Raw genomic sequence first — 14415 nt, forward strand, 5'->3', positions numbered from 1 at the left:
CTGCTCCTTTTTTCTTGTCTAATAATCCTTTACTTAACCACAATAGACCGTTGGTAATGCCGCATAAACGGCTGCACAACGAACCAAATCATCTTTCCAAGTTTTTTCATTTGGTGCATGTGCTTGTGCTTCCGCCCCTGGCCCGAAACCAATACAAGGAATACCATTACGTCCCATAATTGAAACGCCATTTGTTGAGAAGGTCCACTTATCTAACAATGGGCGTTCTTCACGCATTTCCACTGTTTCTACAGAGCCTTTCCGTGTTTCTCCATAGAGATTTTTGTGCGTTTCCATCAAGGCTTTTGTTACATCATGATTTTCTGGAATTACCCACGTTGGGAAATAACATTCAATTTCATAAGTTAAATCAGTATAAGAAGGACGATCATAGTTGTACATTGAAACCGTCACATCATCTCCATATTTTTTAACAGCTGGTAAATTGCGAATTTCTTCTAAACAACTTTCCCAAGTTTCTCCAGCAGTCATTCGACGGTCTAGTGAAACGGTACAGCCATCCGCAACAGCACACCGACTTGGTGAAGAATGGAAAATTTGCGAAACAGTCACCGTACCACGACCTAAGAAACGGGCTTCTTGCCACTCTGGATTGTACTTAGGATCTAACATACGAACTAAACCACGAATCGCTGTGCTTTCTGTATCTCCATTGTTGTTTAAGGCACGAACATCTTGTAAGATATCCGCCATTTTGTAAATGGCATTATCTCCACGTTCTGGAGCTGAGCCATGACACGAAACGCCTTTGACATCAACTTTAATTTCCATTCGGCCTCGTTGACCACGATAAATCCCACCATCTGTTGGCTCTGTTGAAACAACAAATTCTGGACGGATACCGTCTTCTTTGATAATGTACTGCCAACATAAGCCGTCACAGTCTTCTTCTTGGACAGTAACTGTTACTAAAGCAGTATATTTTTCTGATAATAGACCTAAATCTTTCATGATTTTAGCGCCATAAATAGCCGAAACAATCCCACCTTCTTGGTCAGATGTACCGCGACCACCGATCTCAGTTTCTGTTTCATAACCATCGTAAGGATCAAATTTCCAGTTACTCATTTCACCAATTCCGACAGTATCCATGTGCCCATCAAAAGCAATTAATTTTTCACCAGACCCCATATAACCAAGTAAATTTCCTTGAGGATCAATGTCAATTTTATCGAAACCTAATTTTTCCATTTCGGCTTTTGCTCGCGCAATTTTGTTGCCTTCTTCTGCACTTTCTCCTGGAATTTTGACAAGGTCTCTTAAAAATTTGACCATATCTTCTCTGTAACCTTCTGCTGCTGCATTTACTGCATTAAAATCCATTCCTTTTACCTCCATAAAATTTTTTTATAATTGTCTGGATCAGTGTCCCCTTCGGTAGAAAACATTAAAACGTTTGACGTCTCATCCAGTTGCAATGCCTCACGTAATTCTTGATAGTCGGGATCTTGCATCACTGTAGCTACTAAGCCCATTGCTACTGCCCCAGATTCGCCTGATACAACTTGCGGATCCCCTTTTAATGGCGCGCCCAACATACGCATTCCTTTTTCAGAAACCCAATCTGGTGCTGAAACAAAGAAGGATGTATGATTTTTTAGAATATCAAAAGAAATCGTATTAGGTTCTCCACATGCTAGGCCAGCCATAATTGTCTGTAAATCACCATCGACAAAGCGAATTTCTCCGTCTTTTTTAATTGCTGATTGATATAAACAGTCAGCCGCCTGTGCCTCAACTACGACCATAATCGGTGGGTTTTCTGGAAAAGCATTAGCAAAATAACCAATCACCGCCCCAGCTAAACTGCCGACACCAGCTTGAACAAAAACATGACTAGGTCGTTCAGAGCCAAATTTTCTTAATTGTTGAGAGGCTTCTAACGCCATCGTTCCATATCCTTGCATAATCCAAGTTGGAATTTTTTCATATCCGTCCCAAGCGGTGTCTTGAACCATGACACCGTTTTCAGTTTCTTCGGCCATTTTATTAGCCATTCGCACACATTCATCGTAATTAACTTCTTCGATTGTGACGGTTGCGCCTTCTTTTTCAATATTTTCTTTTCTCGTCTGTGTTGAACCCTTTGGCATGAGTACAACTGATTTTTGACCTAATTTATTCGCAGCCCAAGCGACTCCTCGTCCATGGTTGCCATCAGTTGCTGTAAAAAACGTAGCTTGTCCAAAAGCTGATCGTAATTGATCAGAAGTTAATTCATCATATGTTAGTTCCGAAACATCTTTCTTTAATTTTTCGGCAATATAGTTAGCCATGGCAAACGAACCACCTAAGACTTTAAAAGCATTTAAACCAAAGCGATAAGATTCATCTTTAACAAAGAAATCATTTAACCCCAGATACGCGGCCATATGATTCAATTCTGCTAATGGTGTTTCTGAATACTGTGGAAAACTTTTGTGAAAAGCCAAAGCTTTCTCAATTTTTTCTTTAGACATCAGTGGTAAGTACTTATCCTCCGTCTTCGGCATTTCATTTGCTGTCCATTTAATTTTTTCCAAAAATACTTCTCCTCCTTCTATTTTTAAGTTGCTTTACGAAAAACAAATTTTCCTTGATTTGCCAAGATGACTTGCCCAGCTTCAGCAACTTTTTGACCTCTTAAATAAACCATTCGAGCCTGTCCTTGTGTTTCAAATCCTTCATACGGCGTATAATCGACATTTTGTAACTGCGTTCTCGCAGCAATCACGCCGGTTGTTCTAGGATCCCAAACAACTAAATCGGCATCACTGCCTTCTTGCACCACACCTTTTTGTGGATACATCGAGAATTGTTTAGCAATATTTTCAGAAAGCAGAGCAACCATTTTTTCCAAGGTGATTCGGCCCTTCGCCACACCTTCCGTGTAAATTAATTCTGGTCTCGTTTCAACACCTGGCATCCCATTGGGAATTTTACTAAAATCATCTTCGCCAACTGTTTTTTGTCCGTGAAAATTAAAACTGCAGTGATCTGTCGATATTGTATTGATTGCCCCCTCTTTAATCCCTTGCCACAAAGCCTGTTGATCCTCTCGTTTGCGTAGTGGCGGTGAGCAGACATATTTTGCTGCTTCAAAATTAGGCGCATCATACAAGTGATCATCTAGTAAAAGATATTGAGGGCAAGTTTCTACATAGACTGATTGTCCTCTTTGACGAGCCCGTTCCACCGCTTCTAATGATCGTTTTGTGCTTAAATGCACAATGTTAACCGGCAAATCAGCCATTTCCGCTATCATCAAATATCTTGCTACCGCTTCTGCTTCAACAGCCGCCGGTCTTGATAACGGATGATAGTGCGGGGTTAGCTTTCCTTGAGAAACATATGATTGGATTAATTCATCTACTAAATCACCATTTTCACAATGAACGCCTAACATTCCATTAACTTTTTTTATTTCTTTCATCGCTTCAAAAATTTCCGCATCTGTGGTCCGCAAGTTATCATAAGCCATATACATTTTGAAGGAAGTAATACCTGCAGCAATCATTTCCTGAATTTCAGCAGCTATCGTTGGGTTCCATTCGATCATGGACATATGGTAAGTATAATCACATGAACTCTTGCCTTCAGCCAATTGATTCCAAGTAGCTAAACAGTCTTTCAATGAGCCACCTTTATTAGGTGTAGCCATATCAATAACCGTAGTCGTACCTTTGGCCACCGCCGCTTGGCTGCCAGTAGTAAAGTTATCCGCCGTACTTAACGAACCTTTGCCATTATTTAATTCCAGATGCGTGTGCGCATCAATAAAGCCTGGTAATACATAACACCCCGTAACATCCTCAATCTGAGAATTTTCTACTGGTAAATTTGCCCCCATCTCTACAATTTGCTCGCCGTCAATTCGAATATCCAATTGACGACGATTATATGCAGATACGACGGTTCCACCTTTGAGCAGAATAGACATTTATTTATCCCCCAGTCGTAAATTTCCTTTTATGCTTGCATACAATAAGCATATTCTTCAATCATAGTTACCATTAATGCAATTAAATCTTCTGGTACATCTAATCCTTGATCTGTTAATTGAATTGTTGACACCGTTCCCCATAGACGCAGTAAACAAATTTTATCCACAGGATTTTGAACATAGAAACCTGAATTAGTACTGTCATAAAAATCAGCTTCACTGTTAAATAAGGTAAATTTGTCTTTGTAAGGGGCACTTGCATAAGGGCAAAATGTTTCACAGTTGCCACATTCGTTACACATCCGATCAACATGGACAATTTGTGGTTTTCCTTCGACGTACACAACAATATTTGCTCGGTTTGGACAGACATCCATACAAGATTCACAAATTGTGGAGCATTCTAAGCAACGACTAGCTTGACTACAAGACATCTCGTCTGTCACAAGGATACCTCGTTTGTTTCTAACAAATGCAACATCACTATTTAAATTATCTTTTTCATAGTGATGATTGTGGACAAGACAAATATTATTGGCCGCTTTGGTTGCATCAGCGATTGCTTCAACAATTGTAGCTGGTCCTAAATTAGCGTCACCAATGACATAGACGCCTGGTATATTTGTTTCCAATGTTTCTTGATTTGAAACGACTTTCCCATAGTTGTCCGTGTGAATGCCTAATGCTTGGTAAAATTCTGTATCTACTTTTTCACCAACAGCGGCAATCACTGTATCAGCAGAAATATCAATCATTTCTCCTGTACCAACTGGACGACGGCGTCCAGAAGCATCTCGTTCACCTAGGACCATTTTTTCACAAGTTAATTGTTGATTTTCATGTTTAATTGGCGAAAGTAATTCTAAAAAGTCAACACCATCTTCTAAGGCTAAATAAAGTTCTTCTTCATCTGCTGGCATATTGCGTTTATTCCGACGATAAACCACTGAGACTTTTTTAACACCAGGTAATGTTGTGGCTGCACGAGCACAGTCCATGGCTGTATTTCCGCCACCAACGACGACAATCTGTTCTCCGTAAGGATTAATCGTTGGATTTTCTCGGTTTGCTTTTAAAAATTCTAACGAGTTCAATGCTCGACCAGATTCTAAACGAAGGACCCCATGTTTCCATGCACCAATGGCATAAATAACATTCGTATAGCCTTGGTTTTTCAATTCCGCCAATGATGGCGCCTCTTGTCCTGTACGGAATTCGGCTCCCATAAATTCCGCTAACTGAACGTCTTTTTGAACAGATTCCATAGAAATTCGAAATTCTGGTACAATCTGGCTACAAACGCCCCCAATTGTCTCGGATTTTTCAAACACAGTAACAGGCATACCTTCACGTGCTAATAAATACCCAGCAGAGATCCCTGCAGGGCCTCCACCCACAACAGCTGTTTTAGGTGCATTTTCTTTTGGCTGTGGCTTTTCTAGTGTCGTCAATAATTCATCATAAGCATGTTCAGCTGCTTCTAACTTCACTTCCCGAATATGAATAGATTCTTCATAAAATTGACGTGTACATTTAGTCATACAAGGATGTGCACAAATGGTTCCAGTAATAAAAGGCAACGGATTTTTATCGACAATTACTTGCAAGGCCTTTAAATAATTGCCTTCACTTACATAACGAAGGTAAGCAGGAATATCCTGATTGATTGGACAACCACCGTCACTTCGACAAGGAGCGATATAACAATCTGTTAGTGGAACTGTTTTTCTTAGTTTGGTACTTTCTGGTAATTTAATTGATTTTTGGTAACGTGCTTGTGTTTTAGCTTTCTCAACAACTTGAGCTAATTTATCCAAGTTGACATGAACCATCTGAGGATATTCTGCTGCGCCCAATACATTAGCAACTTGATTCATTCGTTGATAGCCACCGGGTTTCAACAGAGTCGTTGCCATAGTGATTGGCCAAATCCCAGCATCAAATATTTCTTTACTATTGAAAATATCTGCACCGCCAGAATAAGAAATTTGTAGTTTCCCATCAAATGCTTCTGATAATTTTTGTGCCAATGAAATACTAAGAGGAAATAGCGAACGTCCTGACATGTACATTTCATCACCAGGTAATTCATTTGCTGCAATCGTTACCGGGAAAGTGTTCGTAATTTTAACTCCGAAGCTTAGATTTTTACTATTGGCTAATAATTGCAGACGTTGTAACATCGGTACTGCTTCTTCAAATTGTAAATCTTCTTTAAAATGGTGATCGTCAAAAACCATATAATCAAACCCTAGCTCATCCATCGTTTGACGCGCATATTCATAACCTAACATGGTTGGATTACATTTAATAAAGGAATGGAGCCCTTTTTCACTTAATAAATAGGCCGCAATTCGTTCAATTTCGTCTGATGGACAACCGTGTAAAGTCGACAGCGTAATAGAATGACAGACTTTAGGACTAATTGCTTCGATATATAAGTCATCTACTTTTTTAAAATAAGATAGATATTTTTTGGCAGCTGCTTGGCATTCCGCCCAAATCGGCGTTCCTTCTGCGTTCTGCATTTCGTTAATATAACGATCAATTTTTGGTGATTGAATCCCTGCCAAATCATAGCCAACACTCATGTTAAAAATGAAACCATTCGGGTCACCTAGCTCAAACTCTTTACTCAGTAACTTCAAAACAAACCATGCTTTGACGTATTCATCATAAGCTTGGGGAACGCGCAATTCTGTGGACCACTCAACGTTGTAACATTCATCCGCTGCTGCGATACATGGTTTACTCACTGGTAAATCTTCTCCATCCAGTATCTGGACTGTCTTAACTTCAAAAAAACGAGAACCTGTTAAATAGGCCGCAATAATATTTTGTGCTAATTGTGTATGAGGACCTGCTGCTGGACCACAAGGGGTTTCCATTTTTTCTCCAAATAACGAAATCGTTTTTGTAGGATCCGCATGATAAAATTTACGAATGCCAAAAATTGTGCCATCTTGTTGATACTCACTAAAAATCCAATTTAATAAAGCCTCAATTGAGATGGGATGCATAATATCACTCATTAACGTCACTCCTTTTATTTATAATGAAAGCTATTGATTTACTCGTTTCCAGAAAGATTGTGCTTGCGTTTGCGCATCATGCCAAACTTTCTCTTCATCAATTCCTTGAACTTCACGATTACGCATCCGAATTTCTCCATTAATCACCGTGTCAGTGACCATCCCACCATTCATACCGAATAAAATGTGCATGTTATAATTCTCTTTTGTCATTGGTGTCGGGCCATGATAATCAACAATAATGACGTCTGCTGCTGCATTAGGTTCTAAAACGCCTAGCTTTGTTTTAAAATAGCGATTAGCCATTTGCGGATTATTATCAAACAGCATTGTGGGAATTTCTGCCCAAGCCGCATTTGGATCAGCTAAATGATGTTTGTGGATAACATTTCCTACCTTATAAGATTCCGTCACATCATTCGTATAACCATCTGTGCCAAGACCCATCAAAATACCATACTCATTAAACATGCGCATTGCAAGTGGGCAACCGACCGCATTCCCCATATTCGACTCTGGATTCGTGACCACCATTGTGTCTGTATCTCTTAGTAATTCCATCTCATGAGGTCCAATATGGATGCAATGGCCTGCCATTGTCTGTTTTCCTAAAATTCCTAAATCAAATAATCGGTTCACAATCGGCTTCCCATATTTTTTCAAAGAATCATGAACATCGGCTAAATCCTCTGCAATATGAATATGATAACCAATCCCATCTGGCGTATTGGCTGCACATAATTCTAAAGAAGCATCTGATAAAGTAAAGGCTGCATGCATACCCATCATCGCTTTTTGCATATCATCATTTCTTAAGGAACTGGCTTTAATAAAGGCGGCATTTTCTTGAACTGCTTCCCGCATTTTCTGCTCACCATCGCGATCAGAAACTTCATAACAAAGGCAGGTCCGAATCCCTAACTCGTCCGCTGCATTAGATAATTGGGTTAAACTCCCTGTAATTTCTCCGTAACTAGCATGATGATCAAAGACAGTTGTAACACCGTTGCGAATACTATCTAAATAAGCAACCTTACCACTTTGATAAGTGTCTTCTAATGTCAAGGCACGATCAATTCGCCACCATTGATCTACCAAAATATCCATGAAATTTTTAGGATGATAATTCGTTAAACTTAACCCACGTGCAAAGGTACTATAAATATGATTGTGCATGTTAATAAAGCCTGGCATAATCACTCCACCTTTAGCATCAATAAATGTCGCTTCTGGATAAGCTTGTTTTAATTCTTCTGTCGTTCCGACTTGTTTCACAACTTGACCATCAATCGCCACACACCCATTTTCAAAAAAATGATTCTGCGCATCCCGAGTGATTAAACGCCCATTTCCAATTAATAACATGTATTCTCCTCCTATTTTTCAACCTATTCCCCACAAGTGGCAAACGCTTACAAATCAATCGCTCAATCATTCACGAATATAGCTTGATTAGCTTTGCTAATCTACATTCCTTACGAAAAGCATTTGAAGCGCTTGCATTTTTTTACTAACGAACTCATTAACTTAATTAAAGTATATCACCTTACCTTAAAAAAAACAATGCTACCTAAAAAATATTTTTTAGAATTTTGACAGCCGTTATCTTGTATTATTATTTTTATCATGCTATCATTATTTTTCAGAACAGGTAGTATGCGACATTAAAGGATTTAGCCCTGCCTATTCCATTTAAAAATATTATGTTAAATTTGACACAATCTTATAAAAACTGTTTGTGCCAGGCACATTAGAAAGGAGCTTATTTATGTTATCCGACGAAAAACTTACTTTTTTAACACAAATTGCTAAAGGTTTAGCTGGTCAATTTGGGGAAAACTGCGAAGTCGTTATCCACCAAATCAATGAAGACAATATTAACAATTCTATTGTTTCCATTGAAAATGGTCATGTCTCTTCTCGTCATCTGGGCGATGGACCTTCTCAAGTAGTCTTAGAAGCCTTAAAAAAAGACCCTAGTGAGTTGAATGATCATATTAACTATCTGACCCGCACCCATGATGGTCGTATTTTAAAATCTAGTACAATGTATTTTAAAGATGAGAATGGTCAACTCGATGGTATTTTTGCTATTAACTACGACATCACTACATTGATTGCTGCAGAGTCGAACTTAAAATCTTTGATTTCCACTGCAGAACCTGAAGAAGATAAAGACCCTGATTACATTCCTCAGGATGTTAATGAGTTGTTAGACGATTTAATTCACGAATCAGTCAAATTAGTTGGCAAGCCGGTCCCATTAATGACGAAGGACGATAAAATCAAGTGTATTCAATTTTTAAATAATAAAGGCGCCTTCTTAGTCACTAAATCTGGGGACAAAGTTTCTAACTTCTTCAATATTTCTAAATATACGCTATACAGTTATATTGATGCGAAATAAAAATGGAAATCGATGGACGATTTGTTGTTAAGACAAGTCGTCTATTCTCTTTTTTCCTTCACTATTCTACTTTTTCTAAAAGACTTTTTAAATAATAGTAAGAAAAAGTAAAAGGAATTAATTTTTTATTTTAGTTATGGTATGATAGATTGAGTTTAATTTAAAATAACGAAAAATTAAAGATATAGAAATTGGGGGACAACAAATGGGGATTCGAAGTCATTTAGCAATTGCTGCAGGAAAAACTTCGCAATGGGTTTTACAAACATTTTTTAAAGGCGGCAGTAGCTACCCAGGGAAATTAGCCCTAAAAATCGATCCTAAAATTTTAGATACATTGGCAAAAGACTATGAAATTGTCGTAGTCACTGGAACGAACGGCAAAACATTGACAACTGCTTTAACTGTTAACATTTTACGCCAAGAATTTGATGAGGTATTAACAAATCCAACGGGTGCTAACATGGAGCAAGGAATTGTCTCTACTTTTTTAAATGCCAAGGCGAAAAAAGGACAAAAGAAATTTGCGGTGTTAGAAATTGATGAAGCAAGTTTAAGCCGTGTCACTAAATATATTCAACCAAAATTATTTGTTTTTACGAATATTTTCCGCGACCAAATGGATCGCTATGGTGAAATTTATACGACGTATCGCTTAATTATGGAAGGCGCCGCTGCTGCTCCTGAAGCAACTATTTTGTGCAATGGTGATTCGCCAATTTTTAATTCAAAAGAAACTGTAAATCCTCGCAAATACTATGGATTTAATCATTTACCACCGAAAGAGCAATTGGCTCATTACAATACAGATGGGGTTTTATGTCCAAAATGTAATCATATTCTTCATTATAAAATGATTACGTATGCTAATTTAGGTGATTACTATTGTCCAAATTGTGGCTTCAAACGGCCTGAGTTGGATGTGCAGTTAACGGAGATGGTCCGGATGGATAATACATCTGCTGATTTTGTGATTGATGGCGAAGAATACGGCATTGCTGTTGGTGGGATGTATAATGTTTATAATGCGCTAGCGGCCACAGCGGTAGCAGAATATTATCAGGTGGCACCAGATAAAATCCGAGCAGGCTTAGCTTATGATGAAAAAGTTTTTGGGCGTCAAGAAACTATTAAAGTTGGCGATAAAGAATGTACGTTAGTTTTAGTAAAAAATCCCGTTGGTTTAAATCAGGTCATTGATATGATGGGCTTAGCCCCTTACTCTTTCTCGCTGGTTTCATTATTAAATGCCAATTATGCAGATGGAATTGATGTCAGTTGGATTTGGGATGGTAATCATGAAGCCTTTGCTGATATGGACATTCCAAAAGTAATTGCTGGTGGTGATCGCCATGAAGATATGGCCTTGCGTTTAAAAGTTGCGGGTATTCCTGAAGAAAAATTACTAGAAATTCCTGATTTGGAGCAAGTAATTTCAGAAATTAAAACGTTGCCGACAGATTATGTCTATATTTTGGCAACCTATACTGCTGTTTTGCAATTAAGAAAATCATTAACAGCCCAAGGGTATATTCAAGGGGGAATGAATGGTGTCTAAAGAATTAGTCGTTTGTCATTTATATGGCAACTTATTAAATACTTACGGAGATAACGGAAATTTATTGATGCTTAAATATTTAACCGAAAAAATGGGCGTTACCTTCCGATCAGAAATTATCAGTATCTACGAACCGTTTGATCCCGAAAAATATGATTTAGTCTTTGTTGGTGGCGGTCAAGACTTCGAGCAATTGATCATCTCAGAAGACATTCAGAATAAAAAAGAAGCTTTGACTTCTTATATTGAAAATGACGGCGTCTTGTTAGCTATCTGTGGTGGTTATCAACTTCTAGGACATTACTATGTCGGCGCACAAGGCGAAAAAATTAAAGGAATCGGTGCATTAGATCATTACACTTTGAGCCAAGACAACAATCGTTTCATTGGTGATATCGAAATTTATAATGAAGAATTTGATGAAACGTATTATGGTTTTGAGAATCATAACGGCATGACTTTTTTAGGCGAAGGTGAACGACCTTTAGGAACAGTCAAACAAGGCAAAGGCAATAACGGTCAAGATAATGGCGAAGGCGTTGTCTATAAAAATGTGTTTGGCTCCTACTTCCACGGTCCAATCTTAGCACGCAACAAAAATCTAGGGATTCGGTTAATTCGGACCGCTTTAGAGAAAAAATATGGTGAACCGATCGCTATTCCTGAAACGCTTTATAAATAAAAGAAGAATCTAGTTCCTACATATAGGGCTAGATTCTTTTTCATTTCTCCGACAACTATTTACATCTTTACAAAATATAGTAAGATAAAGAGGTGCATTTAAAATCGAGAATTTCTCGGACTGGTTCGGAAACTTCCCAGAATAAAAAACTAAGTATCTCTCAATACTAACTCAAGTCATAGCTTTTTTAACAAGAGTTATCATTTGCAGTTAACGAAAAAGGAGGATTGGAAAAAATGCAAAAAGTAATTATTGATTGTGATCCCGGAATTGATGACACGCTTGCTCTCTTGTATGCACTTGCTTCACCAGAGCTAGATGTCCAAGCGATTACAGTTGTTTGTGGAAATGTCCCTGTGGAAATTGGCGTGGGAAATGTTTTTAAATGTTTAGAAAAAGTTAATCGCTTAGATATTCCTGTCTACCAAGGGGCTGCTAGCCCTTTAAAACGGCCATTTGTTAGTGCACAAGATACACATGGCATGGATGGTTTAGGTGAAACATATTTCCCCAGAACTAGCAAAATCCAAGCACAAGCGCTTTCCGCTGCTGACTATTTAGCACAAACCTTTCAACAAGCCACCGATTGTTCAATCATTGCCCTTGGTCCTTTAACAAACATTGCGTTGGCTTTAAAAAAAGAACCTCTTCTGGGGCGAAATCTTCAACGTTTTGTCTCAATGGGTGGTACCTTTAAAAGCCACGGCAATTGCTCTCCTGTTGCAGAATTTAATTATTGGTGTGATCCTGATGCAGCAGCTTGGGTTTTTGAGGAATTAGGTGCAAAAATCGAGATGGTCGGCTTAGATGTCACACGAGAAATTGTTTTTACACCAACAATTCTCAACTATTGTCAACGACTCAACCCCAAAATGGGGAATTACCTCGCTGAGATTACTCAATTTTATTTTGATTTTCATTGGAAATATGAACGTATTTTAGGGTGTGTTATCAACGATCCCTTAGCGGTTGCTTATTTTATTTATCCTACGCTCTGCCAAGGCTTTTCCAGTTACGGACAAATTGTTCCTGACGGCATTGCTATGGGGCAATCAATGATCGATCAGTATCATTTCCAGCAGCAACCAGCTAATTGTCATGTCTTGACTACGGTTGATAGTCAACAGTTTTTCGTGAAGTTTCTATCCATTCTTTTAAATGTACAAATAGATGAGATCGAAAGAGATTTCAAAAATTTAAGGATGGGATAACCATGAAAAAAATAACACCACGAATCATTACAATTATCGCTTTTAGTGTTGCTTTAAATTACCTCGGCAGTACCATTGCGTTACTCCTTCGTTTACCAATTTATCTTGATAGCGTGGGAACTATTTTTACAGGTGCGTTATTAGGCCCACTCTTTGGTGCACTGACAGGTATTTTAACAAGTCTATTAACTGGATTGACAACGGATATCTTTTCTCTGTATTATTCACCTGTCCAACTCTGCACAGGAATTTTAGCAGGTTTGCTCCTTCATCAGCAGTTAAAAGTAACCAAATTACCATTTAAAACGTTATGGTTAACGATACCAGGAACAGTGATTTCTTCCTTAATCACAGTTTGTTTATTTGGTGGAATTACTTCTGCTGGCTCCAGCATAATTGTCCAATTTTTATATGGTTTAGGCTTCAATCAGTTAGCAAGCGTCCTGTTGGTTCAATTGATAACAGATTACGGGGATCGTTTGCTATCAGTCATCATCGTCACAGCTGCTATCGCTGTCTTACCTAAACGTTCCTTTATAACAAAATAAACTGTTTTAATGCTAAAAAAGAGGAAATCATCTGTTGATGATCTCCTCTTTTTTTTAGCGACTGCCAGGTTCTGAAGCTATAATCGTTAGATCACCTTCAAAACGCCAGCTCGGAATATCTGTCGGAAAGATAAAGCTATCGCCTTTTTTCAAATCAAAAGTAGCCACATCTGCTTTTGCAGCATCTTCTGTAATCAATCGACCCACACCTTCAATAACTGTTGCTAATGTATAAGGTGCTTGTTTTTTAACTTTTAGAATCCCACTGACACGCCACTCATAAACATTAAAGAAATCTGTTTTTACATAAGTAACAATGCTTGATTGTCCTTGATTTTCTTGTTGAATAGAGAGGTCAGGATCCTTTGCCGGAACGGTTGTCACATCAATGGATTGTTGAATATGCAATTCCCGGGTCTTTCCTTGATCATCTGTTCGATCATAATCATAAACCCGATACGTAGTATCACTGCTTTGTTGCGTTTCTAAAATTAAAATACCCGAGCCGATGGCATGAATAGTGCCGCTTGGTACATAATAAAAATCGCCTTTTTTCACTGGTACTTTTCTTAAAAGATCGTCCCAACGACCTTCTTCAATCATTTCAGCTAGTTCTTCTTTTGTTTTCGCGTGATGTCCATAAATGATTTCAGCGCCAGGTTCTGCATCAATAATGTACCAACATTCAGTTTTGCCTAGCTCGCCTTCATGTTTTTGACCATATGCATCATCAGGATGAACTTGCACGGATAAATCATCTTCAGCATCTAAAATTTTTGTTAATAATGGAAAGACAGCGCCACCTGCATGGCCGAATAACTCTTGATGGTCTGCCCACAATTCATCTAATTTTTTTCCTTTAAATTCGCCATTTAAAACAGTACTAACGCCATGTGGATGTGCACTGATGGCCCAATCTTCACCAATTTTATCGCTCGGTAAATCGAAACCAAATAGCGTGTGTAGACGATTGCCGCCCCAAATTTTTTCTTGAAAAACAGGTTGTAAAAATAATGGTTCTTGCATTGACTGTG

At 38.3% G+C, this 14415-nt stretch carries 11 protein-coding genes and 1 riboswitch; of the genes, 5 read left to right on the plus strand and 6 right to left on the minus strand.

From position 1 onward, the window contains the following. Positions 1 to 33: 33 nt before the first annotated feature. Genes IGK03_RS10300 through ssnA form a run of 5 tightly spaced genes read right to left on the minus strand, consistent with a single transcriptional unit; the run spans position 34 to position 8340 of the window. Complete coding sequence (locus IGK03_RS10300; protein ID WP_002362247.1) at positions 34 to 1359, minus strand: YgeY family selenium metabolism-linked hydrolase; 1326 nt, start codon at positions 1357 to 1359, stop codon at positions 34 to 36. After that, the gene (gene dpaL, locus IGK03_RS10305) at positions 1350 to 2543 is read right to left on the minus strand and encodes a diaminopropionate ammonia-lyase (protein WP_002356589.1); all 1194 of its coding nucleotides are present in this window, start codon (positions 2541 to 2543) and stop codon (positions 1350 to 1352) included. The genes IGK03_RS10300 and dpaL overlap by 10 nt, the downstream gene beginning before the upstream one ends. Before the next feature lie 23 nt (positions 2544 to 2566). Beyond that, complete coding sequence (hydA, locus tag IGK03_RS10310; RefSeq protein WP_016616770.1) at positions 2567 to 3940, minus strand: dihydropyrimidinase; 1374 nt, start codon at positions 3938 to 3940, stop codon at positions 2567 to 2569. Positions 3941 to 3969: 29 nt separating this feature from the next. Beyond that, positions 3970 to 6975, minus strand: a complete 3006-nt coding sequence (ygfK, locus tag IGK03_RS10315) for a putative selenate reductase subunit YgfK (protein ID WP_202334888.1) — start codon at positions 6973 to 6975, stop codon at positions 3970 to 3972. 30 nt (positions 6976 to 7005) lie between these two features. Then, positions 7006 to 8340: a putative aminohydrolase SsnA gene (gene ssnA, locus IGK03_RS10320; RefSeq protein ID WP_430602290.1), complete on the minus strand. Its 1335-nt coding sequence runs from the start codon at positions 8338 to 8340 to the stop codon at positions 7006 to 7008. A 403-nt stretch (positions 8341 to 8743) separates the two neighbouring features. Between ssnA and IGK03_RS10325 the strand changes: the two genes are divergently transcribed. The 5 genes from IGK03_RS10325 (at position 8744) to IGK03_RS10345 (ending at position 13381) form a co-directional block, all read left to right on the plus strand. Further along, positions 8744 to 9382: a helix-turn-helix transcriptional regulator gene (locus tag IGK03_RS10325; protein ID WP_002381503.1), complete on the plus strand. Its 639-nt coding sequence runs from the start codon at positions 8744 to 8746 to the stop codon at positions 9380 to 9382. A gap of 205 nt (positions 9383 to 9587) precedes the next feature. Beyond that, the gene (locus tag IGK03_RS10330; RefSeq protein ID WP_002400918.1) at positions 9588 to 10940 is read left to right on the plus strand and encodes a Mur ligase family protein; all 1353 of its coding nucleotides are present in this window, start codon (positions 9588 to 9590) and stop codon (positions 10938 to 10940) included. Further along, positions 10930 to 11622 (plus strand): type 1 glutamine amidotransferase, encoded by a 693-nt coding sequence (locus IGK03_RS10335; RefSeq protein ID WP_002356583.1) that lies wholly within the window; start codon positions 10930 to 10932, stop codon positions 11620 to 11622. The genes IGK03_RS10330 and IGK03_RS10335 overlap by 11 nt, the downstream gene beginning before the upstream one ends. 114 nt (positions 11623 to 11736) lie before the next feature. After that, positions 11737 to 11781: riboswitch (PreQ1 riboswitch) on the plus strand. Positions 11782 to 11858: 77 nt separating this feature from the next. Further along, positions 11859 to 12833, plus strand: coding sequence for a nucleoside hydrolase (locus IGK03_RS10340; RefSeq protein WP_049095655.1), 975 nt, complete (start codon positions 11859 to 11861; stop codon positions 12831 to 12833). A 2-nt stretch (positions 12834 to 12835) separates the two neighbouring features. After that, on the plus strand, positions 12836 to 13381 hold the full coding sequence (locus IGK03_RS10345) for an ECF transporter S component (protein ID WP_049095653.1): 546 nt from the start codon (positions 12836 to 12838) through the stop codon (positions 13379 to 13381). Between the two features lie 54 nt (positions 13382 to 13435). On the opposite strand, the gene manA is transcribed toward IGK03_RS10345, so the two are convergent. Then, positions 13436 to 14407, minus strand: a complete 972-nt coding sequence (gene manA / locus IGK03_RS10350) for a mannose-6-phosphate isomerase, class I (protein WP_002356580.1) — start codon at positions 14405 to 14407, stop codon at positions 13436 to 13438. Positions 14408 to 14415: the final 8 nt, after the last annotated feature.

Source organism: Enterococcus sp. DIV2453a (assembly GCF_050533535.1).
GTDB classification, from domain to species: domain Bacteria; phylum Bacillota; class Bacilli; order Lactobacillales; family Enterococcaceae; genus Enterococcus; species Enterococcus faecalis.

Bases quoted from the DNA above. Each gene is read 5' to 3' on its own strand.
- IGK03_RS10300 (WP_002362247.1), bottom strand. From the start codon at position 1,359: ATGGAGGTAAAAGGAATGGATTTTAATGCAGTAAATGCAGCAGCAGAA.
- hydA (WP_016616770.1), bottom strand. From the start codon at position 3,940: ATGTCTATTCTGCTCAAAGGTGGAACCGTCGTATCTGCATATAATCGT.
- ygfK (WP_202334888.1), bottom strand. From the start codon at position 6,975: ATGAGTGATATTATGCATCCCATCTCAATTGAGGCTTTATTAAATTGG.
- ssnA (WP_430602290.1), bottom strand. From the start codon at position 8,340: ATGTTATTAATTGGAAATGGGCGTTTAATCACTCGGGATGCGCAGAAT.
- IGK03_RS10325 (WP_002381503.1), top strand. From the start codon at position 8,744: ATGTTATCCGACGAAAAACTTACTTTTTTAACACAAATTGCTAAAGGT.
- IGK03_RS10330 (WP_002400918.1), top strand. From the start codon at position 9,588: ATGGGGATTCGAAGTCATTTAGCAATTGCTGCAGGAAAAACTTCGCAA.
- IGK03_RS10335 (WP_002356583.1), top strand. From the start codon at position 10,930: ATGGTGTCTAAAGAATTAGTCGTTTGTCATTTATATGGCAACTTATTA.
- IGK03_RS10340 (WP_049095655.1), top strand. From the start codon at position 11,859: ATGCAAAAAGTAATTATTGATTGTGATCCCGGAATTGATGACACGCTT.
- IGK03_RS10345 (WP_049095653.1), top strand. From the start codon at position 12,836: ATGAAAAAAATAACACCACGAATCATTACAATTATCGCTTTTAGTGTT.
- manA (WP_002356580.1), bottom strand. From the start codon at position 14,407: ATGCAAGAACCATTATTTTTACAACCTGTTTTTCAAGAAAAAATTTGG.